This window comes from Anaerosalibacter bizertensis (genome assembly GCF_009696605.1).
Taxonomy (GTDB): Bacteria; Bacillota; Clostridia; order Tissierellales; family Sporanaerobacteraceae; genus Anaerosalibacter; species Anaerosalibacter bizertensis.
The window spans coordinates 116639-137479 of sequence record NZ_VULR01000008.1 but is presented as its reverse complement, the minus strand read 5'-3'; the positions used below and the strand labels follow the sequence as shown (position 1 = coordinate 137479).

The window sequence follows — 20841 nt, the reverse complement described above, 5'->3', positions numbered from 1 at the left end:
TGCTATACCTAAAATTAGACTAAGAAAAATATATTTGAATTTATAGAAACTTAGGTACTTCAGTTGTTAACTTGAACATAAAAAAAGAGGCATTTCATAACTGATAAATCAGTTATGAAACAGCCCCTTAGTTTTTTATTTTTTAAAATTTTTTATTCATTTCTAATAATCTTCTCTTAATCCAAATTCAGCATCTTCTACCCATTCTTCTGCACGGTTTAAATGATGGACTATGTCTTCTATTATTCTATAATGATTTGATTCTTCTTTTATAAGTAATTTAAATAGCCTTTCTTCATCTTTAGTATTTGCTTCTTCTAACATATCTTTGTACAATTCAATACTTTCTTCTTCTCTTTTTAAAGCCATTCTATAAACATCTAATTGAGTTGGTACAGTTTTAATTTCATTTTTATAGTCATCTAATCCTTGAAAAATGTTTTTATATTCCTTAAAAGAATCATTTTCTTCTAAATCATCTAGTGACTCTGTAGCTTCGCCTCTTAGAAAATTAGCATGTTTTCTTTCATCATTTGCAAGCTTTAAAAATACAGTTTTTAAACTATTGTCTTCATTATTCTTTGCTTGTTCCCTATAATACTTTTCTCCATCAACTTCCATTTTAATAGCAAATTCTAAGGAATTCATATACTCCCCTCCTTTAACTAGAATTTAAGTAATGCCAATATAATACATAATATCCATATGAATATATATACCCTTATTAGCTCATTTGAAACTATTACTCTACCATAACCTATATATAACTGAATTAATAATAGCTATGTAAATAAAAAATGTACTGTATCTAAAAATACAGCACATTTTAGTTAAAAATAAGTTAGATATCTTTTAGTTATTCACTTTTTTCATTTGTTTTGCGTCTTCTGCTGCTTTTATAATGTCTTCTATATTATTGGATATTGAAGCCTGTACTGCTACTGCTATACTTCCTTCTACGATGGGAGTATCTAATATTAAAACCTTTCCTTTCATTTCTTCATCTAACATATCTATTGCCATTTCTGCATTCATTATTGAGCTTCCTATGTCTGCTATTATCACTACTTCATCCCCAGTGTAGACCTTTTCAATTCCTTCTTTTATTAAAAAGGCATCTGTTCCTATTCTTCCATCTTCAGTACCACCAGCAGATACTATTTTTAAATCCTCATCTGCCATTTCATAACACAATTCTACTGCGCCTTTAGAAACTTTTTCACTATGAGATACAATAACTATGCCTATCATATAAAAACCTCCTAAAATACAATTAAGCTTTGTCTAAAGTGTTCCATATAGTCTTTAATAATAAATAACTAGATGTAGCTCCTGGATCTTGATGGCCTATACTTCTTTCTCCTAGATAACTAGCTCTTCCTTTTCTTGCAATTATTCCTTTTGTATATTCCACACCATCATAAGCTGCTTCTTGGGCTTTAAAAGATGCTTTAACCATATCTTCTCCTTTTTCAATAGATTCTTTAAATACTTCATAAGCAGGAATAAGTGCATCTAACATGGTTTTATCTCCTTTTTCTGCCTTTCCTCTCATTTTTACTCCTTTTATAGCTTCATCAAATACAGCTACTGCATCTTGACTATTTATTTCCATTTTACCTTGCACGACTCCTGCAGATTTTAAAAAGGCAGTTCCATATAATGGACCTGAAGCGCCGCCTACTTTAGAAATCAATGACATAGCTACAGTTTTTAATATAGTTCCACAGTCCTGCCCTTTTAGACTTGGTAATTTTTCCAATACTGCACTAAAACCTTTATCCATATTAATCCCATGGTCTGAGTCACCTATCTTTGCATCTAATTCTGTTAAATACTCTTTATTTTCTTTCATAACATGGGCCATATTTTCTATTATATTCAATAACATATCTGAAGTTATCAAACTATCACCTCTTTATATTTTATTCCATTTTCTAAATCATTTTAAGAGCTGGTGTATTGGCTTTAAAATCTAAAAGTTCTTTTAATTCATCATCTAATTTCAACACAGTTAGAGAAAATCCAGCCATCTCTAAAGAAGTCATGAAGTTACCTACTAATGTCTTATATATTTTAATATTCTTTTCTTCTAATATTTCATGTAAATCTCTATTTACAATATATAGTTCCATAATAGGGGTTCCACCTAGTCCATTTACTAATACTGCTACTTCTTCATCTTCTTTAACTTCTATATCTTCTAAAATCTTTTCTAATAGTAGTTCTGTAATTTCATCTGCATTCATTATCTTTCTCTTATAAATCCCTGGTTCTCCATGGATTCCTAAACCTACTTCCATTTCATCTTCTTCTAATTCAAAACTAGGCTTCCCTGCCTGTGGCACTGTACATGGAGTAAGGGACATACCCATAGATCTAGTATTAGTAATAACTTTTTCTGCTACTCTCTTTACATTTTCTAAGTCCATTCCCTTTTCTGCCGCTGCGCCAGCTATCTTATGGACTAAAACTGTACCAGCAATACCTCTTCTTCCTGTAGTATAAGTACTATCTTCTACTGCCACATCATCATTTACAACTACAGTTTCTACTTTTATACCCTCCATTTCTGCCATATCCTTAGCCATTTCAAAATTCATTACATCACCAGAATAATTTTTTATAATAAGAAGTACTCCTTCGCCACTATCTACAGCTTTTATAGCTTCAAATACTTGATCTGGAGTTGGTGATGTAAATACTTCTCCTGCTACTGCTGCATCTAACATACCTTCTCCCACAAATCCTCCATGAGATGGCTCGTGTCCACTTCCACCACCACTTACAAGGGCTACCTTATCTTTTACTGGTGAGTTTTTCCTTACTAATACATCAAAGCCCTCTAATCTTTTTAAATGTTCCGGATGAGCCTTCACAATTCCTTGAAGCATTTCATCTACAACATTTTCTGGATTGTTAATAATCTTTTTCACAATAATACCCCCTATATTATTAAATTATTAATATTTTACCCATTTTTATAATAAAATCCACTTAAAAATAAAAAAGGAAAGGTTAATCAGACCCTTCCTTTTCTTTTTCTCAAAGGTTATATTGTTTTTTATAGATTAAGTAATTCATCTAATCTTGCTCTGTCAAATCCTACTACCTCTTCACCATCAACAACTATTACTGGTACTCCCATGTGACCCATAGACATTAATTCTTTTCTAGCATTTACGTCTTTTTGAACATTTTTTTCAGTATATGGTACATTCTTTTGAGAAAGATATTCTTTTGCTGCTACACAATGTGGACATGTGTCTGTTGAATAAACTGTTACATTTGCCATTTAAATTCCTCCTTTTATTCATCTATATAGATTATACCCCTTAGGGGTATGATTGTCAAGGGCATCTTTACATTATAGCTCTATCTATTCTACTTTTATCAAATCCAACTATTTCTTCATCTCCTACTATTAGGACTGGAACTGTACGATAGCCCATAGACAGCAATTCATTTTTAGCTTGAGAGTTTTCTTGTACATTCTTTTCATCATATTTTATACCTTTTTCTGCAAGGTACTCCTTTGTCTTAATACAGTAAGGACATGCATTAGTGGTATAAATAGTTATATTCTTCATAATAAGTCTCCTCTCATAATTTTACTCAAATGATATATTATTATACCAATCATTTTTATATTACCCGATAAATATACCTTTAATCAATTTGAAATATCTCTTTTTTTGAAAAAAAGTAGCTTTTATAGTTCTAAAGTCCCAGAGCTTGTAGTCCTTATGTATTATATGGTATACTGACATAGTGCCATTTTAGGAAGGAAGTGAGATAATGGTAAAAAATTATATGGAATTATTAGTGTCGGAAACACTTAAGGATATAATTAAAGATTATGATATTTGTACATGTGATGATTGTATAAATGATATTAAGTCTATTGCACTTAACAATCTGCCACCAGTATATTTTTTATCTTCTATAGATGAAGGTCAAAAAAAAGCTTTTCTTCTAGATAGGCAAAGAAAAATATCTGTACTTGCAAAGGTTGCAGAAGCTATACAGATTGTATCAAACAATTCTCATAACAAAGGTAATAAAAAAATGAGGGAAAGTCTCTAGCCCTCATTTTTTTATGTTTACTGATGGTTCACATGGTCTAGTCCTTGACTAAACAATTCTAATACATGGTAATCATCTAATGAATAGATAACCATTTTTCCTTCTTTTTTAAATTTAACTAATTTTAAATTTCTAAGAAGCCTTAAATGATGAGATATAGCCGATTGAGTCATGTCCAAAAGCTGTGCTATATCGCATACACATAATGGACTTCTTGAAAGAACGTATATTATCTTAAGTCTAGTTGGATCTGCCAATGCTTTAAAAGTTTGAGAAAGAAGGTTTATCTTTTCTTCTTCTAACATAGTCTTCTTTATTTTTTCCAGTTCATTGGCATCTGATGCACTTACTTGACATATTTCTTTATCTTCATTTGGTTTTTTCAATTTAAATACTGCAACAAAGTTGCAGACTATCCTCCCTTCACCAGGTTATATATATTTATTATACCATACTTTACTAATATGATGGTATCATAGGGTTCAAAGGATAGATGACTTTACCCATTAGAGGATCTATATACATAATCCAATATCCAAATCCATTTTCAGTTTCATACCATGTATTAAATCCTGTAACCCCTTTAAAAGGATGTTCTAAAGAATCAAATCTTCCAGGCACACCATAGATATAATATGTTATTTCTCCTCCATCTCTATATATTCCAAATAGATAATTGCCATATTTCTTTATTAGTTCATGACAGGTAGATGCATCTTTCATAAAAGGATAGCTATTATAGGTATTGAACAAATAATTATAGAAAGGTAAAAACCCTCTATGTATATTTTCTCCAGTATAGTCTATTTTCCACCAGTCATAACCTTTCAATTCTATTCTAAAAGGTTTTACATAAGGAAAGAACCTTAAAATACTTAGTACATATTCTGACATTTGTCTTTTATAGTCTAGCCTCTTCATATAATATATATCCTTTTGGCTATAAGTTGATTCAACTCTTGGTGTTTCTTCTATATTTTCTATTTCATGGTTATTTAAATCTTCTGCAAATTTATCTCCCTCTTCCTCTCCTGGTTCAGTTAAATCCTTATCTGATTCAATATCCTCTGAAATCGTCTCTATTTTTTCTTCTTCTATTTCTTTTGCCATATCCTTAAAATCATCTCTGTCCTCTATTTCTAAAGTACTTTCCTCTTCCTCTAACTCTTCTATTTCTATTTTTTCTTCTACTTCTTCGGGTTTTTCTATTTCTTCCAGTTCTTCCTCTAATTCTTCTACTTTTTCCTCTTCTGAAAATTCTGGTTTGACTATAGATTCTTCCTCATTTTCTACTTTTTCTTCTATTCCTTTTAATTTCTCTTTTTGTACACCATCCAATCTAGAAATATAGCGATCCAATACACCATCTTCTTTATCAATATAGCCTGTCAATAGTATATTTATTCCACGTCTTATAACCAATGAAGTGAATTTTTTAATGGAATGTCCTGAACCTTTCACATTTCTTGGATTAAAAGTACCTTCTATTTTACCTTTTCCTTTAGTATCAGTAATGATTCTACCTAGGTTTACTTCCACAATTTCTCCATTATCTAAACCAACTAAATAGATATTATAAATCTGTTCTTTTTCTCCCCTATCTACATTTACGTTTATTTTGCCAATATTTTCTCTTGCTTCTATCATTCCATGTCCCTTTGGCTTTATTTTTGGTATATTAGTAAAATCTTCTTTTAAGATAATAAACTTTCTACTGTATATAAATTTTTCAGACAAGAGAAACCCCCCTTTTTAAATCCTATTATTAATATATGTTAAAGGGGGGTAATATTGCACTAATCTTTGAAAAATCTTCAATTGTTAAATTCTCTGCTCTTAATTTTGGATCTATATCCACCTTTTCCAGTATAGCCCTTATTGTAGCTTTGTCTGTTTTTAAACCTGATGAAAGGGAGTTCAATATGGTTTTTCTTCTCTGGGAAAAAGCTGCTTTTACTACTTTAAAAAAGATCTCTCTATCTTTTAATTCTATTTTTTCCTTCCTGATTTTCAGCTTTATAACAGCAGAATCTACATTTGGTCTAGGCATAAAAGCAGTCTTAGGAACTGAAAGAACTATTTCTGGGTCGGTATAATACTGGACAAATACTGACAATGAGCCATAATCTTTAGTTCCTGGACTAGCTTTCATTCTCTCTGCTACTTCAGATTGTACCATGACCAGTATACTATCTATATCCAACTCTTCTTCTAAAAGTCTTGCAATTATAGGGGTTGTAATATAATAGGGAAGATTGGCTACAATTTTTATATTTTCACTTTCAAACTTCTCACTAAATAGCTTAGGTAAATCTATTTTTAATATATCTCCAGGTACTATTTCAACATTATTACATCCAGCTAATGTTTCATCTAATATAGGAAAAAGTGACTTATCTAACTCTACTGCTACTACCTTGTTAGCTTTATAGCTAAGCTCTTCTGTAAGGGTACCTATACCTGGACCTATTTCTAAAATATCATCTTCTTTTGAAACTTCCCCTTCTTCACATATTTTCCTAACAATATTTCCGTCTATGAGAAAGTTTTGTCCCAAGCTTTTAGAAAATCTAAAGTTGTACTTGTCTATAATCTCTTTTACATAACTAGGGGAATAAAGCCTTTTTTTATCCATCTTCCCTACCCATCCTCTCTATTCCAGCTAAAAATTCTTCTCTTTTAACTCCATAGTTATTTAATCTATTTAAAAATTGTTTAGAATTTGCATATCCAATGCCCAATACTTTGCCAAGAAATTCCCTTCTCTTTCTTGAATCTTCCACTCCAACCAATCCATATTCAATTAAATCAGCTTTAGTAAATTCTTGCCTTTTTTCTGTAACTACGGGTCTAGCCTTTTTCAAAGCTTCTAAAATATCTTTAGCGTTAGCATTTTCTACCCCTATATCACCTTTTTTCAGTGCCTTACCTCTAGGTAGAAAAGCATGTTTACAATTCTTAAGATTCTTTGATATATCCCTTCTTATTTTATCTCCTGCAAAATCTGGATCTGTAAGTATAATTACTCCTCTTTTTTCAGATATTATTTTCAATCTATTTAAAAACTCTTTATCAAATCCATATCCTCCAGTGGCTATAACTTCTGCATCTACTGCATTTTTTACTGCTTGAATATCATCTCTTCCTTCTACTACTATTATTTCCTTAATCAAAATAACATCTCCTTACAGATTTTAATCTATATTAAATAGCCTCTTTGTATTTTCACTAGTTATTCTTCCTACATCTTCAAAATCCATTCCTCTAAGTTCTGCTATCATACTTGCTACATGTCTTACATAAAGTGGTTCATTCCTCTTTCCTCTATGTGGCTCTGGTGTTAAGTAAGGAGAATCTGTTTCAATAAGAAGTTTATCCATTGGTACTACTTTTGCTACTTCTTTTGGTTTTCTTGCATTTTTAAAAGTAACTGGACCTGCAAGAGATATATAAAAGCCTAAGTCTATATAATCTTTAGCCATTTCTGCACTACCAGAATAACAATGTAGTACACCTCTCAATCTTTCATCTGCTTCCTCTTTAAGAATATCAAAGGTTTCTTGATCTGCATCTCTTGAATGTACTATAATTGGCATATTCAATTCTTTTGCCAGTTTGATCTGTTCAATAAACCATTTCCTTTGAATATCTCTAGGAGAATTGTCATAATGAAAATCTAGCCCAATCTCTCCTATGGCTACTACTTTATCCCTTTTAGCAAAAGCTTTTAAAACATCTATAGTGCTATCATCCATTTCTTTTGCTGAGTGGGGATGAACCCCCACTGCAGCATATATATTTTCATATTCATCTGCTAATTTAACAGATTTTATACTACTGGAAACATCGGCACCTACATTTATTACTAATGATATATCATTTTGTTTTAATGATTTAATCAATCTATCTCTATCTTTGTTGAACTTAGGATCATCTAAATGTGCATGACTATCAATAAGCATACTTCCACTCCTTTATTCGATCTTTGCTCCAGAAGGTATATCTTCTAAAGTACTTACCAATGTAAGTTTACCTTTTTCTTCTGCAGCTAATATCATACCATGAGATTCTTCTCCTCTCAACTTAACAGGTTTTAAATTAGCTACAAGGACTACTTTCTTTCCTACTAAATCTTCTGGAGTATAGTATTTCTTAATTCCTGATACTACCTGTCTTGTTTCTTCTCCTACTTTAACCTCTAATATTAGCAGTTTATCTGCATTTGGATGTTCTTTCACTTCTAATATTTCTGCTACTTTTAAATCTATTTTATCAAAATCATCAATAGTTATATAGTCCATTTTTTCTTCCTCTTTCTCTACTTTTTTATTCCTTTTAGTTCTCTCTTTTATAAGTTTATCATTGGCAGCATTTAGCTTTTCCAATTCTTTTTTAATATCTAATCTTGGGAATATAGGTTTACCCTTTTCAACTTTCTCACCAGATACAATTATACCCCATTTTTTAGAATCTTCCCATGAAATATTTTTATTTGAAATTCCTAACTGTTTCATTATTTCATCAGAAGTTTTTTCCATGAAAGGTCTAATTAATATAGATGTAATTCTTAAACTTTCACATAGGTTGTAAAGTACTGTATCTAGTCTTTCACTATTTTCTTCCTTTGCAAGTATCCATGGAGTAGTTTCATCTATATACTTATTAGTCCTTCTTATAAGTTTCCAGATCTCTTCTAGTGCTCCACTAAAGTTCAACTTATCCATCTTTGCTTCTACTATATCTGCTACATTTATTGCTAGTTCTTTTAAATCCTCATCAAATTCACCAGGTTTTGTAGGTTCTGGAATGCTTCCACCATTGTATTTTTCTACCATAGTTACAGTTCTACTTACTAAATTTCCTAAATCATTGGCTAAATCTGAGTTTACCCTTGTTAAAAACTTCTCTCTAGAAAAAGAACCATCTTGACCAAAGGTAAATTCTCTAAGAAGGAAATATTTAAATACATCTACCCCATATAGTTCAATAATTGGTTCTGGATATATAACATTTCCTTTAGATTTTGACATCTTATCATCTTCAAATAATATCCAGCCATGTCCAAATACCTTTTCAGGTAATTCTATACCCAATGCCATTAGTACAGCAGGCCATATGATGGTATGGAATCTAACTATTTCCTTACCTACTAAATGAACATTACAAGGCCAGTATTGTTTGAATTTCTCATCATTGTCTGTACCATAGCCTAAAGCACTTATATAACAAATTAAAGCATCTAGCCATACATAGACTACATGTTTTGAGTTAAATGGTACTTTAACTCCCCAATCAAAAGTAGTTCTAGATACACAAAGATCTTCTAGTCCAGCTTTTAAAAAGTTGTTAACCATTTCGTTTTTTCTAGATTCAGGTTGTAAGAATTCTGGTCTTTCTTCAAATAGTTTTATTAAATCATCACTGTATTTAGAAAGTTTGAAGAAATAAGCTTCTTCTTCTGTCCACTCCACTTCTCTTCCACAGTCTGGACATTTTCCATCTTCCAATTGACTTTCTGTCCAAAAAGCTTCACAAGGAGTACAGTACCATCCTTCATAATTAGATTTATATATATCCCCTTGTTCATATAATTGGTTAAATATTTTTTGTACTGTCTTTTCATGTTCTACATCAGTAGTCCTTACAAATTCATCATAGGATATATCTAATATTTCCCAAAGTTTTTTAATGTCTTTAACTATTCCATCAACATATTTTTTTGGAGTAGTTCCATTTTCCTCGGCTTTTTGTTGAATCTTCTGTCCGTGTTCATCTGTACCAGTTACAAACAATACATTATAACCCATTAACTCCTTAAATTTCTTTAGTGAATCTGCAGCCACCGTTGTATAAGTATGGCCTATATGAAGATTGTCACTTGGATAATAAATAGGTGTAGTAATATAATAATTTTTCAATATACTCCCTCCTTAAATTTTTACAAATAAAAAAACCTCCATCTCTAAAAATAGAGACGAAGGTAGGTTTCGTGGTACCACTCTAATTTGCCCAAACTTTACAGTTAGAGCCTCCATAGGTTACTATTATATAACCTTGCAATTATAACGGCTGCAAGCCCGCTATAGCCTACTTAACTTTCAGCTATAAGGTTCCAGGACCATCTTCAGCTTATTTTTAAATACTGGCTTTCACCTAATCCAGCTCTCTTTAATTTAAATTTAAGCCTACTCTTCCCTTCATTACCTTTAGTCTCATATTAATTTATTTAATCTTATTATGCTATATTTTTTAAAATATATTTCATATAAAATTTGTATTCATAATTTTTTTGAAAGTCTATATATTTTATATTATATACTATTTATTTACATAATATATAGTAATCTATAGGTTTTGTCAAGATTGAAAGGCTAAAACTAATATTAGCTATCACATTTTTAACCATCTACATATAATGTTATTAAGTAAAAAAATAAAGGAGTTGATATTTTTATGTATCCAACTATGGATCAAGATCCTTACATGCCTGCAGTACCACCATTATATCCAATGGATCATGAGTTTTCTGATTATCATATGTATTCTGAACATGCTATGCAAAACAACAATATGTATCCTGAAACCTATACACCATGTCCTGAACCTACTATATATTCACCTCAACATTATATGGACCCATATATGGAAGAACCTATGGATAACTATATGAGATGTCCTATGATGGATCCAATGGTTAGACATTGTGTAGCTGTATGTATGAGACAATGTAGGAGATATGTAAATCCAATTGAACCGCCTATGGATATGCCTATGGAAGTAAGTGAAATGAGAGAAATGCTACCTGAAGAAATTAATGACGAACTATCTGTAGATCCTTCTAATACTGATGAAATAGAGTAGTTTGTCCATATAATTTAAAAAAACTTTAAAATTTTTTACCTTTTGTGAGTAGAGCTCTCGAGTTTTCGTTGAAATCATGGGACTCGAGAGCAATAAGTTTTTTTGAACAATTATTTCTACTGTCTAAATATATTGGAATAATCTTTTTCAAAATTGGTTATAATAGCCTTTTACATAAGGTTTTTGTGAATTTAAAAAATTATTAGATAATTTAGCGAAAAATTTGACAAACATTTTTATTTATTCTAGAATACTATAAGCGAACCAGAGGAGGGAAAATAATGGAAGAAAATTCATGGTTTAATAATCGCCATCTGAAAATTTTAACTATCCTCACTATGGCAGCTATGCTTGTATTTGGCATCTATAAGTATGAGACAAAAAAGGTAACTATTAGCATAGATGATAATAAAAAGATGACAGTTAAGACTTTAAAGGGAACAGTAGGGGAAGTTCTCAAAAAAGAAAATATTCAGGTTGAAGAAGGGAGCTATATAGAACCTAAACTGGATACCAAGATAAAAGATGGAGATAAGATTATAATTAAAAAACCAAAAACTTATAAAATCAAATTAGGTAAAAGGGTTACTGAAATGCAGTCAACTGAAAATGTAGTAAAAGACATACTAAAAGATTTAGATATTAAGCTAGATGAAAAAGACTATACTAAACCTGATATGAATAAAAAAGTTAAGCCTGAAGGCCAAATTGAAATAGTAAAAGTTGTTGAAAAAATTGATGTAGTAAAAAATGACATACCTTTCGAAAATATTGTTAAGAATAATAATAAATTAGAAAAAGGAAAATCAAATATTGTTCAAGAAGGAAAAAAAGGTGTTAAAGAAATAAAAATTAAAAAAGTATTTGAAAATGGAAATTTAATTTCTGAAGATGTAATTTCTGAAGAAGTAGTTTCAGCACCTGTTTCAAAAGTAGTTGAAAAAGGCGTTAAAGAAATTGAAAAGCCTAAAACTATCCAAGTTGCTTCTAGAGGATCTACTCCTTCAAGGAGAAATAGAAGTACTCCTAGAAGTACTGCATCTACTAAAAATGGAAATATAAATTATAAAAAAGCTTTCAATGTAGTAGCAACTGCTTACGACTTGTCCTTTGCAAGTTGTGGTAAAAATCCAGGAGAACCTGGCTATGGAATTACTGCCTCAGGTACTAGGGTAAGACCTGGAGTAGTGTCAGTGGATCCAAGAGTCATTCCCCTAGGTACTAGGCTTTATGTTGAATCTCTTGATGGTACAAGAGACTATGGTTTCGCTGTAGCTGAGGATACAGGTGGTGCAATTAAAGGAAATAGGATTGACTTATTCTTCCCTAGCAGTTCTGCAGCTAAAGCTTTTGGAAGAAGACAAGTAAGAGTCTATATCCTTAAGTAAGAATATTAAAAAATAATAAAATAAATATGGTTTGTTAAATATATAGATTTGGCTTATTGCCAAATCTATATATTTTTAAAAAAATATATTCGATATAAATATTGAAGCAAATATTGAAGATATGTAGGATATGAGGGCTGCTTTTAAAGTATGTCTATGATCTTTTATGCCAATAGAGCCAAAATAAACAGCCATAGTATAAAAAATTGTCTCAGAAGAGCCTGCCATAATAGAAGCTACTCTACCTGGATATGAGTCTGGCCCATAGTCTTCAATTATAGATTTGACTACAGCCAATGCTCCACTACCTGATATAGGCCTTAAAATCACAAGTGGAAAAATCTCTTCAGGAAATCCTACTATCTTCATAATAGGACTAAAAACATATAGGAGCATATCCATAGCCTTAGAACTTTTAAATATACCTATGGATACAAATATTGCTATTAGATAAGGCATTATCTTTAAGGAAGCTTTTAAACCTTCCTTAGCTCCTTCTACAAAAGAACTATATATGTCTACATTTTTTATATACCCATATAGAAGGATAATTAACACTAAAAATGGAACTAATGCTGCAGAAAATATATCCATATCAATACCTCTTTTCAAGAAGTTTTACGGCTACTATTCCTACTATTGTAGAAATAGATGTTGCCAAAATACCTGGCCCTACAATTTCTGAAGGGTTTGCAGAACCATAATCATATCTTATTTTGAGCACAGTTAAAGGAACCAATTGGACAGATGACATATTTATAACTAGAAACATACACATAGCATTTGTAGCTCTTTTTTTATGTCTATTTAAACTATCCATTTCCTCCATTGCCTTTAAACCAAAAGCTGTAGCGCCATTCCCTATTCCAAACATATTTGCAATTAGATTCATAACCATCCACCTTTCAGCTGGATGGTCTTTTGGAATATCGGGAAATAAAAATCTCGTAATAGGCCTTAACCCTTTAGAAAATTGTTTTAAAAGTCCTGATTTCTCGGCTACATTCATTATTCCAAGCCAAAAAGACATGATCCCCATAATACTTATGCAGAACATAACCCCTTCTTGAGCTTCTTTCAATATTACATTGTTTATTTCTACCAATGTACCATTAAAAACAGAATATATTATGCCTGTAAATATTAATAAAAACCATATAGTATTCAGCATAAAAAAACTCCCCTTCCACTAAAATATATGAAAGGAGGAGCGTTATAATAACTTCTATTTATACATATCTCCAAAGGGGGTTGTTACCTTTTCTATTTTCCCCTTTAACACTAGATTTTCTAATTTCTCTTTAAATTGATCCATATTTAAAACTTCACCAGATTCTTTCTCTATTTCTGTCAATGTAAAAAGAATTTGTGAATCATTTATAGGAAGTTTATCCTTTACAAGTCTGTAAAATTTTTCTTCTCTTTCCTGACTATAATTTAAAAGTTCATCAAAAGGATTCATAGTATGAGGACTAGTAGTTTTGGAAGCTCTGATTCTTACATATATGGTTCTTCCCATAGTAGCTGAAGATATAAATACATCTCCAGATTGTAAATAAGGGAGCCTCCTTGCTTCTTCTTCTGTAATATCTGTTTCTTCTTTTATAGTTTGAATATCTGAAGCCCTTACAGTTCTAAAGATAAATTTAGTATTTAACTGTGCAGTTATAGTTTCATCTAATAATGTAGGTCTTTGAGTTGCAAGTATTAAAAAGACCCCATATTTTCTACCTTCTTGAGATATTTCTTTAAGTATAGACTTTGAAGGGGAATCATATCCTTTTGGTGCAAAGTTATGAGCCTCATCTGTTACTATTATAAATGGTGGAAAATAGTCTGCTGTAGTATGCTTGTACTCAGCATCTTTAAAATCCCTTCTCCTATGATATAAATTGTTTAAAAGATAGGTGCTAAATACCTGCAACATTCTAGTACTACCTTGAATAACTATTAGTTTACCCATCTTCAAACCTTCTTCTATCTCATGTATATCATTGGAAAATATACCTTCATTTTCTAACCTTTTTAGTCTCCAGAATATACCCCTTACTGAACTATAAGGACAGATTTTGTCATAGGTTTCATATAGTTCCTTCCTTCTTTTCCACCCATCCCTTTCTGCCTCTGTTGTTGCTTCTTCAATCCTTCTCCTTATTTTATCTGGAGAACCTTCTTCTTGTGCTTCTGAAAGCATCTTCAATCTATCATGGAAACTTTGGAAAGAATCATTCTTTTTAAACAATATATCTACTACATTATTCATGGCATCTGTTAATGGACTTGAGGCATCTAAAAGGTTTTTCAAGTCTTGAGGATTTAACTCTTCAAATCTAACCCCTACATGATAACCTACTTGGAGGCATTTAAACCTTTCATTAAAATCCTCTTTCTCCTCTTCAGGCATATAGTCTTGGCTTTCAGAAAAATCCATTTCAAAATGTGGATCTAATATTATAGTAGGTATATTAAGCTTCATTAACTCTTCAAGTACTACTCTAAGTCCAAAAGACTTCCCTGAGCCTGAGCCCCCAAATACACCTATATGGGGATATTGATGCATAGACTTTAAATCAAATATAAATGGTATACCCTTTTGAGGAATCAACTGACCATCTTCAAATAAATACAATAGCTTTTTAAATTCCTCGTCCATATCCTTTTCCATCTGATCTGTATTCTTTATAGCTCCAAGAACTAAACCTTCTTCTTTTGTAGATTTGACCATGAGATTTTTAACTTCTTTAAACCTAGGTACCCTAACATCTGAGCCAGTCTCTATAGGATATTGAGCTTCATTTAAAAGTCTTACTTTAGCTATATATATAGTATCTTCATCTACATTGTATCCTATAGCTTTTAAAGATTCTAATACAGATGAATCTACTAAATCTCCATTTATATTTAAAGGTATATACCTATTATAGGTTTTAGCTTCTACAACTTCTCCCATTAAATCTCCCTGATATTCATCCATTATAATTAAGAATTCATTTATTCTAAAATTTCTATCCTTTGATCCAACATATACTTCTTGTTGAGTTGTAATACCTACAACTTTCATATTAATCCCTCCTAAAGTATTCTCTTATCCCTTTCAGATATGAAAAACTTTTCCAACACTTGTCTATCTAAATATCTCTCTAAAAGACTTCTCATCATCTTGTCCGATACTTTTACTTGACTATCAACTATATCAAGCCATAGGGGAACCCCTCTACTACTAGATGGAGTCAAAGAAAAGACTAGCCTTGCCATTTCATCTAAATATTCTCTTTGACTATCCAATATATCCATTCCAATAATATTAGGTGCCTTTGAACTTCTCATAAATATAGAAGTAAACCCTTCCTTAGATTTCTTAGTCATACTATCCTCTACTCTAATCATTTCGCCATATCCAAGTAAACCATAGAGTATTTCTCTATCATATAAAAATTCTTTAGTATTTAAATTGTTCTGTTCAACTAAACTTTGTCCTATGATGGAAGTTTTAATATCTTTTATAACTCCTATAAGGATGATACCTCTTTCTTCACATTTCTTTCTAAGCTCTATCCATTTATCAAAGCATTCTATATCATATCGTATCAGCGAACCATCCATCATTATGGCATAAGGGCTAAATTTTTCAACTGCTTCTAAAGCCACTTCTACTTCTATACCAGAAAGCTTATAATCCCTAATTGCCTCTTCTTTATTTTCTTCTTCTTCAAATTTTTTAAGTAGTTCTCTTTCTCCTTCTAAATAAAGAGGTGTATAAAAATCTGCTTTAAAAATAGGTTTTTCTTTATGTAGGGTACTTTTAGCTAACCCTTGAAATATCTCTACATAATGAGGATAGGCCCCTCCCACCCTATTCTTAGAGCCATCTACTCCTACAATACCGCCTTTTTCTGAGCATTTAGTCAATTCATCTTTTGTAAGCTTTTTTATCTCAACTATTTCTCCTACATTTTTATCTATAAAATCCCTTAATTGAATACTATCCATATTAAAAAAATCCTTATACTTGTCTACTAGTGTAGAATTTAATTGGGTTACTTTTTCTTTAAGCTCTTTACTTATTTCATACATAATACAAATACCACCCCACTTATGAAGATTGTATATTAAGTATATCAAAATTCTTAAAATAAATATAAACAATTTGTAATATATATACTAATTTATTTATAAATGGGTTGACTTTATTTGGTATATATGGTACTATTTCTTTGTAGAAAAAAGTCGATTTATAATAGGAGGAATGAGCTGTGAAATCAACTGGTATTGTTAGAAAAGTAGATGAACTTGGAAGAGTAGTTATACCAATCGAACTAAGAAGAACATTGGAAATTGCAGAGAAAGACGCATTAGAAATCTATGTAGACGGCGAACAAATTATACTTAAAAAATATGCACCTGCTTGCATATTTTGTGGACAAGCTAAAGATGTAGTTGTTTTTAAAAACAAAAATATTTGTCCTGCTTGCCTTGAAGAACTTCAAAGATAACCAAATAAATTATCCCGATCTAATAGACCGGGATAATTTATTCTATAGCTCAATACTCTCTTTATATACTAGGTTTTTAGGTAATTTCCTTTCCAAAGCAACTTTTTTTACCGCATCTTTTTTAGAACAACCTTCTTCTATATACATTCTTATATGATCCTTTATTGAAATCTTTTCAAAAGGTTTTTTTTCTTCTATTTTTCCACCTTCAACTATTATTACAAATTCCCCTTTTTTCTGTTCCTTAAAGTTTTCTATTCCTTCTTCTACTGTACCTCTAAAAGTTTCTTCATAGACCTTGGTAAGTTCCCTAGATATAGAAATTTGTCTATTTCCTAGAACCTCTTTTATATCTCTTAACATATTTAACAATCTATAAGGGGATTCATATATAATTATAGTCCTTTGTTCATTTCGGAGTCTTTCCAATTCTTTAATTCTATCTTTTTTATTTGAAGGTAAAAACCCTTCAAATACAAATTTATCTGTTGAAAGTCCAGAAAGAATCAAAGCAGTTATAGAAGCCGTAGGTCCTGGAAGTACTTCAACCTCTATGTTTTCTTCAATAGACGATTTTATAAGTTCTTCTCCAGGATCCGATATACCTGGCATTCCTGCATCTGAAACTAATCCTATATCCTCTCCACCTTTAAGTTTCTTTAACAATATTTCTCCTTTTTCCCATTTGTTATGTTCGTGATAACTTGTAAGTGGTTTTTTAATTTTATAGTGATTTAATAATTTAATAGTACGTCTTGTGTCTTCTGCTGCTATTAAGTCTACTTCTTTCAATGTCCTTAAAGTTCGTAAAGTTATGTCTTCTAAATTTCCAATAGGAGTTGGACAAACAAAAAGGGTACCTCTAGTCATTTGTATTCTCCTTATCTATTCCATATATTTTATAGATTCCATCAGTATATGTATTATCTTCATTATATACATATAGGGGTTCTCTAAACTTAAGCTCTGGTTTACCACCTTTTCTGCATTTCAAAAGGAGTAAATTAGGTTTTTCTTCAACTTTTGGATGAACAAATTGTATCTCCTTTGGCTCTATATTATACTTTCTAAGTAGATAAACTATATCAACTAGTCTATGTGGTCTATGAACTAAGAAAAATTTCCCTCCATTTTTAAGCAGAAAACTGGAAATCTCTATTATATCTTCTAATGTACAAGCAATTTCATGACGAGAAATAGCAAAATTATATTCACTATTTATAATTCCTCCACCTTTATTCATATATGGCGGATTTGAAGTAACAACATCAAATTGATTGCTATTAAATACTTGGGGAATATTTTTTAAATCCATATTCAATATCTCTATCTTTTCATCTAAATTATTTAAATGAACACTCCTAGTAGCCATATTAGCTACTTCTTCTTGGAATTCTATCCCATATATTTTTTTTGGCTTATATCTAGATTGTAAAAGTAATGGTATGATTCCTGTACCAGTACCTAAGTCTACTACCCTATCTTCCTTTTTCATAGAAGAAAACCCTGATAAAAGTACAGCATCCATACCATAACTAAATTTCTTCCTATTTTGAATTATTTTTAAATCGCTTCCTGGAATAATATCAATTCTTTCATCTTTCTTAATCTCTAATTCCATATTATACTCCTTTCAATAAGCTGAGAGTTTAAAATTGGCCAGTATATACTAAAAAAGACCCTTGAATAGGGTCTTTTTTTATACTAAGTACAATTAAGCTTGTTGAGGAGCATCTACAGGGCATACATTAGCGCATGCTCCACACTCAATACACTTTTCTGGATCTATAACGTATTGATCATCTCCTGCGCTGATAGCTTCAACAGGGCATTCTGCAGCACAAGCACCACAGCTAATACAAGCATCAGTTATTTTATAAGCCATCTAGTTCACCCCCTTAGACATTATGTCTATGCAACTGTTAATATTCTATCATTTATTGATAAAGAATAAAAGACTTATTACTTATATTTATATGATTTTTTTTATACTTTTTCTTGAAATTACTCATTGTCCCCTTATTTATCACATTTTCTTCTATCTTTAATAGGGCTATCTGTCTCTAATTCCTTGTCCTTAACTTTTCCATTATTTATAACTTCTTTTACAGGACAGCTGTTTTGACATTTTTCATGACATTTCTTTTCCTCATGGAAATTCGCTTCTTCCTTATTATATTCATCTGCTTTAAAATACTTGGAATCTTTTTCTTCAGTTACTTCAATTTCATCTATTTTATAGGTAAATATATCTTCTGTATCATCTTCTAGCCTTACTTTTACCTTAACAGTTTCCAAAAGAGTATATACTTCTACTATTGTTCCTTTACCTAAAGGCGTCATAGCTACTGTACCTACAGCAGGTAACTTTTTAAGCAATTCTTCATAGGTTTCATGTTCATATTTTAAACAACACATAAGTCTACCACAAAGTCCTGAGATCTTTGTTGGATTTAAAGACAACCCTTGTTCCTTTGCCATTTTAATTGAAACAGGGTCAAAATCTCCTAGAAAAATAGTACAACATGCTGGATTCCCACAAGGACCTAGTCCTCCTATCATTTTAGCTTCATCTCTTACTCCTATTTGTCTTAACTCTATTCTAGTCCTAAAGATAGCCGCTAAATCTTTAACAAGCTCTCTAAAATCTACTCTTCCATCAGCTGTAAAATAAAATATAACCTTATTGTTGTCAAAGGTATACTCTACATCTACTAACTTCATTTCAAGACCATGTTCTTCTATTTTATCTATACATATAAAGAAAGCTTCTTCTGCTTTCTTTTTATTTTCATTGTGAACTTGCACATCTTCTTCTGTAGCAACCCTAAGAACCTTTTTTAAAGGTGGAACTATCTCCTCTTCTGTAACTTCCTTAGGGCCTACTACTACATGACCAAACTCTATGCCTCTTGCAGTCTCTACTATAACCCTATCATTTTTTTCTATCTCCCATTCATCTGGATCAAAATAATAAATCTTGCCTGCTTTTTTAAATCTTACTCCTACAACTGTAATCATCTATTATACCTCCTGCATTTTAAGAAGCATTCCTTCTATTGAAAGTTGGTAGTTTACCCTTCTTTCTATATTCTGTCTTGTCTTTTCTACATCTTTTATTATATCATTTATTTTATCATTAGATAAGGATACTTGGGTGGATAATAAATCTAATTTATCCTTGTTTATGATTAAATCATTGTTGCCTAGTTCTTTAAATATATATAAATCCCTAAACCAATATATAATTATATCTAAAATTTCATTAATAAAATCTTTATTTTCATCAAAAAAATCTATAGAAGCAAATACTTTTAACTTATCCCCTTTAATTATATTATCAATTATTTTTATCAATTCTTCCCTTCTATGAAAAAACTCCTCATTAGTAGATAAGTTTATTGCCATACCTATACTTCCTTTAGAAAAAGAAGAAATAAATTCAGCTTCTTCTACAGTTTTATTGTAGTTTTCTTGTAAAAAAGCGGATATATCATCCTTTTTTATTGGATTAAACTTTATAATTTCACATCTAGAAAGGATAGTAGGTAGAAGCTTTTCAGTGCTTGTACTTATTAAAATTATATTTACATAGCTAGGTGGCTCTTCCAATGTTTTTAAAAAACTATTCTGTGCTTCAACTCTCATCTTAAAGCTATTATCTATAATATATATTTTTCTCTTGCTTTCAAGAGGTTTAGTAATCATACTTTTTATTGCTTCTTCTATCTGTTTTTTTCTTATAATATTTCCGTCTTCTTCAATTAAATAAAAATCTGGATGATTTCCTGAATCAAATTTAATACAGGAACTACATTCATTGCAAGGTTCTAACCCTCCCTTTTTACAAAGGAGGGTTTTAGAAAAGGCCATAGCTACTTTCTTTTTGCCGATAGCTTCTGAACCTTGAAATAAATAACTATGGCTTATACTATCTTTTTTTATAGAATTTTTAAGATTTTTTATAATTCTTTCATGACCTACTATATCATTAAAATCCATGAAATTCCTCC

25 protein-coding genes and 1 other annotated feature are annotated in these 20841 nt (G+C 30.8%); of the genes, 4 read left to right on the top strand and 21 right to left on the bottom strand.

Translation table 11 applies throughout. The features are described from left to right. Positions 1 to 162: 162 nt before the first annotated feature. From FYJ27_RS07490 to FYJ27_RS07465, 6 genes are all read right to left on the bottom strand, one after another. Entirely contained in the window at positions 163 to 648 is a 486-nt protein-coding gene (locus FYJ27_RS07490) for a ferritin-like domain-containing protein (RefSeq protein WP_154484226.1), read from the bottom strand. A gap of 204 nt (positions 649 to 852) precedes the next feature. Next, positions 853 to 1251 carry a dihydroxyacetone kinase phosphoryl donor subunit DhaM gene (gene dhaM / locus FYJ27_RS07485; RefSeq protein WP_154484225.1) on the bottom strand — a complete coding sequence of 133 codons (399 nt, stop codon included), beginning with the start codon at positions 1249 to 1251 and terminating at the stop codon, positions 853 to 855. A 22-nt stretch (positions 1252 to 1273) separates the two neighbouring features. Next, complete coding sequence (gene dhaL / locus FYJ27_RS07480) at positions 1274 to 1906, bottom strand: dihydroxyacetone kinase subunit DhaL (RefSeq protein ID WP_226808792.1); 633 nt, start codon at positions 1904 to 1906, stop codon at positions 1274 to 1276. Between the two features lie 31 nt (positions 1907 to 1937). Then, a complete protein-coding gene (gene dhaK / locus FYJ27_RS07475) occupies positions 1938 to 2936 on the bottom strand; it encodes a dihydroxyacetone kinase subunit DhaK (RefSeq protein WP_226808794.1) in 999 nt (332 codons plus the stop codon). A gap of 128 nt (positions 2937 to 3064) precedes the next feature. After that, positions 3065 to 3295 (bottom strand): glutaredoxin family protein, encoded by a 231-nt coding sequence (locus FYJ27_RS07470; protein WP_154484224.1) that lies wholly within the window; start codon positions 3293 to 3295, stop codon positions 3065 to 3067. 67 nt (positions 3296 to 3362) lie between these two features. Further along, entirely contained in the window at positions 3363 to 3590 is a 228-nt protein-coding gene (locus FYJ27_RS07465) for a glutaredoxin family protein (RefSeq protein WP_154484223.1), read from the bottom strand. Between the two features lie 208 nt (positions 3591 to 3798). Here FYJ27_RS07465 and FYJ27_RS07460 point away from each other — a divergent pair, with 208 nt between their 5' ends. Then, a complete protein-coding gene (locus tag FYJ27_RS07460) occupies positions 3799 to 4086 on the top strand; it encodes a late competence development ComFB family protein (protein WP_154484222.1) in 288 nt (95 codons plus the stop codon). 17 nt (positions 4087 to 4103) lie between these two features. Here the strand turns inward: FYJ27_RS07460 and FYJ27_RS07455 are convergent, their stop codons facing one another. The 6 genes from FYJ27_RS07455 to metG all read right to left on the bottom strand — a co-directional run bounded on the left by FYJ27_RS07455 (position 4104) and on the right by metG (position 10007). Next, a complete protein-coding gene (locus tag FYJ27_RS07455; protein ID WP_229775500.1) occupies positions 4104 to 4472 on the bottom strand; it encodes an ArsR/SmtB family transcription factor in 369 nt (122 codons plus the stop codon). Between the two features lie 73 nt (positions 4473 to 4545). Continuing rightward, the gene (locus FYJ27_RS07450) at positions 4546 to 5823 is read right to left on the bottom strand and encodes a hypothetical protein (protein ID WP_154484221.1); all 1278 of its coding nucleotides are present in this window, start codon (positions 5821 to 5823) and stop codon (positions 4546 to 4548) included. A 28-nt stretch (positions 5824 to 5851) separates the two neighbouring features. After that, on the bottom strand, positions 5852 to 6721 hold the full coding sequence (gene rsmA, locus FYJ27_RS07445) for a 16S rRNA (adenine(1518)-N(6)/adenine(1519)-N(6))-dimethyltransferase RsmA (RefSeq protein WP_154484220.1): 870 nt from the start codon (positions 6719 to 6721) through the stop codon (positions 5852 to 5854). Next, the gene (gene rnmV, locus FYJ27_RS07440) at positions 6714 to 7259 is read right to left on the bottom strand and encodes a ribonuclease M5 (RefSeq protein WP_154484219.1); all 546 of its coding nucleotides are present in this window, start codon (positions 7257 to 7259) and stop codon (positions 6714 to 6716) included. The genes rsmA and rnmV overlap by 8 nt, the downstream gene beginning before the upstream one ends. Before the next feature lie 21 nt (positions 7260 to 7280). After that, positions 7281 to 8048, bottom strand: coding sequence for a TatD family hydrolase (locus FYJ27_RS07435; protein ID WP_154484218.1), 768 nt, complete (start codon positions 8046 to 8048; stop codon positions 7281 to 7283). Between the two features lie 12 nt (positions 8049 to 8060). Beyond that, the gene (metG, locus tag FYJ27_RS07430) at positions 8061 to 10007 is read right to left on the bottom strand and encodes a methionine--tRNA ligase (protein ID WP_326831056.1); all 1947 of its coding nucleotides are present in this window, start codon (positions 10005 to 10007) and stop codon (positions 8061 to 8063) included. 46 nt (positions 10008 to 10053) lie between these two features. Further along, positions 10054 to 10296, bottom strand: a binding site (T-box leader). Positions 10297 to 10539: 243 nt separating this feature from the next. Between metG and FYJ27_RS07425 the strand changes: the two genes are divergently transcribed. Further along, positions 10540 to 10947 (top strand): hypothetical protein, encoded by a 408-nt coding sequence (locus tag FYJ27_RS07425; protein ID WP_154484216.1) that lies wholly within the window; start codon positions 10540 to 10542, stop codon positions 10945 to 10947. A 281-nt stretch (positions 10948 to 11228) separates the two neighbouring features. After that, positions 11229 to 12335 carry a 3D domain-containing protein gene (locus tag FYJ27_RS07420; RefSeq protein ID WP_226808424.1) on the top strand — a complete coding sequence of 369 codons (1107 nt, stop codon included), beginning with the start codon at positions 11229 to 11231 and terminating at the stop codon, positions 12333 to 12335. A gap of 75 nt (positions 12336 to 12410) precedes the next feature. Here FYJ27_RS07420 and FYJ27_RS07415 read toward each other — a convergent pair whose 3' ends face one another. Genes FYJ27_RS07415 through FYJ27_RS07400 form a run of 4 tightly spaced genes read right to left on the bottom strand, consistent with a single transcriptional unit; the run spans position 12411 to position 16409 of the window. Next, on the bottom strand, positions 12411 to 12929 hold the full coding sequence (locus tag FYJ27_RS07415; protein ID WP_154484215.1) for a spore maturation protein: 519 nt from the start codon (positions 12927 to 12929) through the stop codon (positions 12411 to 12413). 1 nt (position 12930) lies between these two features. Beyond that, positions 12931 to 13506: a nucleoside recognition domain-containing protein gene (locus FYJ27_RS07410; RefSeq protein ID WP_154484214.1), complete on the bottom strand. Its 576-nt coding sequence runs from the start codon at positions 13504 to 13506 to the stop codon at positions 12931 to 12933. A 54-nt stretch (positions 13507 to 13560) separates the two neighbouring features. Beyond that, the gene (locus FYJ27_RS07405; protein WP_154484213.1) at positions 13561 to 15396 is read right to left on the bottom strand and encodes an ATP-binding protein; all 1836 of its coding nucleotides are present in this window, start codon (positions 15394 to 15396) and stop codon (positions 13561 to 13563) included. Positions 15397 to 15407: 11 nt separating this feature from the next. Further along, positions 15408 to 16409 carry a DNA double-strand break repair nuclease NurA gene (locus FYJ27_RS07400; protein ID WP_154484212.1) on the bottom strand — a complete coding sequence of 334 codons (1002 nt, stop codon included), beginning with the start codon at positions 16407 to 16409 and terminating at the stop codon, positions 15408 to 15410. Between the two features lie 179 nt (positions 16410 to 16588). Here FYJ27_RS07400 and FYJ27_RS07395 point away from each other — a divergent pair, with 179 nt between their 5' ends. Beyond that, positions 16589 to 16828, top strand: coding sequence for an AbrB/MazE/SpoVT family DNA-binding domain-containing protein (locus FYJ27_RS07395; protein WP_326831055.1), 240 nt, complete (start codon positions 16589 to 16591; stop codon positions 16826 to 16828). 42 nt (positions 16829 to 16870) lie between these two features. Here the strand turns inward: FYJ27_RS07395 and rsmI are convergent, their stop codons facing one another. The 5 genes from rsmI to holB form a co-directional block, all read right to left on the bottom strand. Then, entirely contained in the window at positions 16871 to 17698 is an 828-nt protein-coding gene (gene rsmI / locus FYJ27_RS07390; protein ID WP_154484211.1) for a 16S rRNA (cytidine(1402)-2'-O)-methyltransferase, read from the bottom strand. Beyond that, a complete protein-coding gene (locus FYJ27_RS07385; RefSeq protein WP_154484210.1) occupies positions 17691 to 18449 on the bottom strand; it encodes a tRNA1(Val) (adenine(37)-N6)-methyltransferase in 759 nt (252 codons plus the stop codon). Before FYJ27_RS07385 ends, rsmI begins: the two co-directional genes overlap by 8 nt. Before the next feature lie 93 nt (positions 18450 to 18542). Beyond that, the gene (locus tag FYJ27_RS07380; protein ID WP_154484209.1) at positions 18543 to 18713 is read right to left on the bottom strand and encodes a 4Fe-4S binding protein; all 171 of its coding nucleotides are present in this window, start codon (positions 18711 to 18713) and stop codon (positions 18543 to 18545) included. Positions 18714 to 18847: 134 nt separating this feature from the next. Then, on the bottom strand, positions 18848 to 19849 hold the full coding sequence (locus FYJ27_RS07375; protein ID WP_154484208.1) for a PSP1 domain-containing protein: 1002 nt from the start codon (positions 19847 to 19849) through the stop codon (positions 18848 to 18850). A gap of 3 nt (positions 19850 to 19852) precedes the next feature. Beyond that, positions 19853 to 20830 carry a DNA polymerase III subunit delta' gene (gene holB / locus FYJ27_RS07370; protein WP_154484207.1) on the bottom strand — a complete coding sequence of 326 codons (978 nt, stop codon included), beginning with the start codon at positions 20828 to 20830 and terminating at the stop codon, positions 19853 to 19855. Positions 20831 to 20841: the final 11 nt, after the last annotated feature.

Bases quoted from the DNA above. Each gene is read 5' to 3' on its own strand.
- FYJ27_RS07405 (WP_154484213.1), bottom strand. From the start codon at position 15,396: ATGAAAGTTGTAGGTATTACAACTCAACAAGAAGTATATGTTGGATCA.
- FYJ27_RS07465 (WP_154484223.1), bottom strand. From the start codon at position 3,590: ATGAAGAATATAACTATTTATACCACTAATGCATGTCCTTACTGTATT.
- FYJ27_RS07385 (WP_154484210.1), bottom strand. From the start codon at position 18,449: ATGGAATTAGAGATTAAGAAAGATGAAAGAATTGATATTATTCCAGGA.
- FYJ27_RS07420 (WP_226808424.1), top strand. From the start codon at position 11,229: ATGGAAGAAAATTCATGGTTTAATAATCGCCATCTGAAAATTTTAACT.
- FYJ27_RS07425 (WP_154484216.1), top strand. From the start codon at position 10,540: ATGTATCCAACTATGGATCAAGATCCTTACATGCCTGCAGTACCACCA.
- holB (WP_154484207.1), bottom strand. From the start codon at position 20,830: ATGGATTTTAATGATATAGTAGGTCATGAAAGAATTATAAAAAATCTT.
- rsmI (WP_154484211.1), bottom strand. From the start codon at position 17,698: ATGACTAGAGGTACCCTTTTTGTTTGTCCAACTCCTATTGGAAATTTA.
- rsmA (WP_154484220.1), bottom strand. From the start codon at position 6,721: ATGGATAAAAAAAGGCTTTATTCCCCTAGTTATGTAAAAGAGATTATA.
- FYJ27_RS07490 (WP_154484226.1), bottom strand. From the start codon at position 648: ATGAATTCCTTAGAATTTGCTATTAAAATGGAAGTTGATGGAGAAAAG.
- FYJ27_RS07375 (WP_154484208.1), bottom strand. From the start codon at position 19,849: ATGATTACAGTTGTAGGAGTAAGATTTAAAAAAGCAGGCAAGATTTAT.
- FYJ27_RS07470 (WP_154484224.1), bottom strand. From the start codon at position 3,295: ATGGCAAATGTAACAGTTTATTCAACAGACACATGTCCACATTGTGTA.
- FYJ27_RS07400 (WP_154484212.1), bottom strand. From the start codon at position 16,409: ATGTATGAAATAAGTAAAGAGCTTAAAGAAAAAGTAACCCAATTAAAT.
- dhaM (WP_154484225.1), bottom strand. From the start codon at position 1,251: ATGATAGGCATAGTTATTGTATCTCATAGTGAAAAAGTTTCTAAAGGC.
- FYJ27_RS07380 (WP_154484209.1), bottom strand. From the start codon at position 18,713: ATGGCTTATAAAATAACTGATGCTTGTATTAGCTGTGGTGCTTGTGCT.
- FYJ27_RS07435 (WP_154484218.1), bottom strand. From the start codon at position 8,048: ATGCTTATTGATAGTCATGCACATTTAGATGATCCTAAGTTCAACAAA.
- FYJ27_RS07415 (WP_154484215.1), bottom strand. From the start codon at position 12,929: ATGGATATATTTTCTGCAGCATTAGTTCCATTTTTAGTGTTAATTATC.
- FYJ27_RS07460 (WP_154484222.1), top strand. From the start codon at position 3,799: ATGGTAAAAAATTATATGGAATTATTAGTGTCGGAAACACTTAAGGAT.
- FYJ27_RS07410 (WP_154484214.1), bottom strand. From the start codon at position 13,506: ATGCTGAATACTATATGGTTTTTATTAATATTTACAGGCATAATATAT.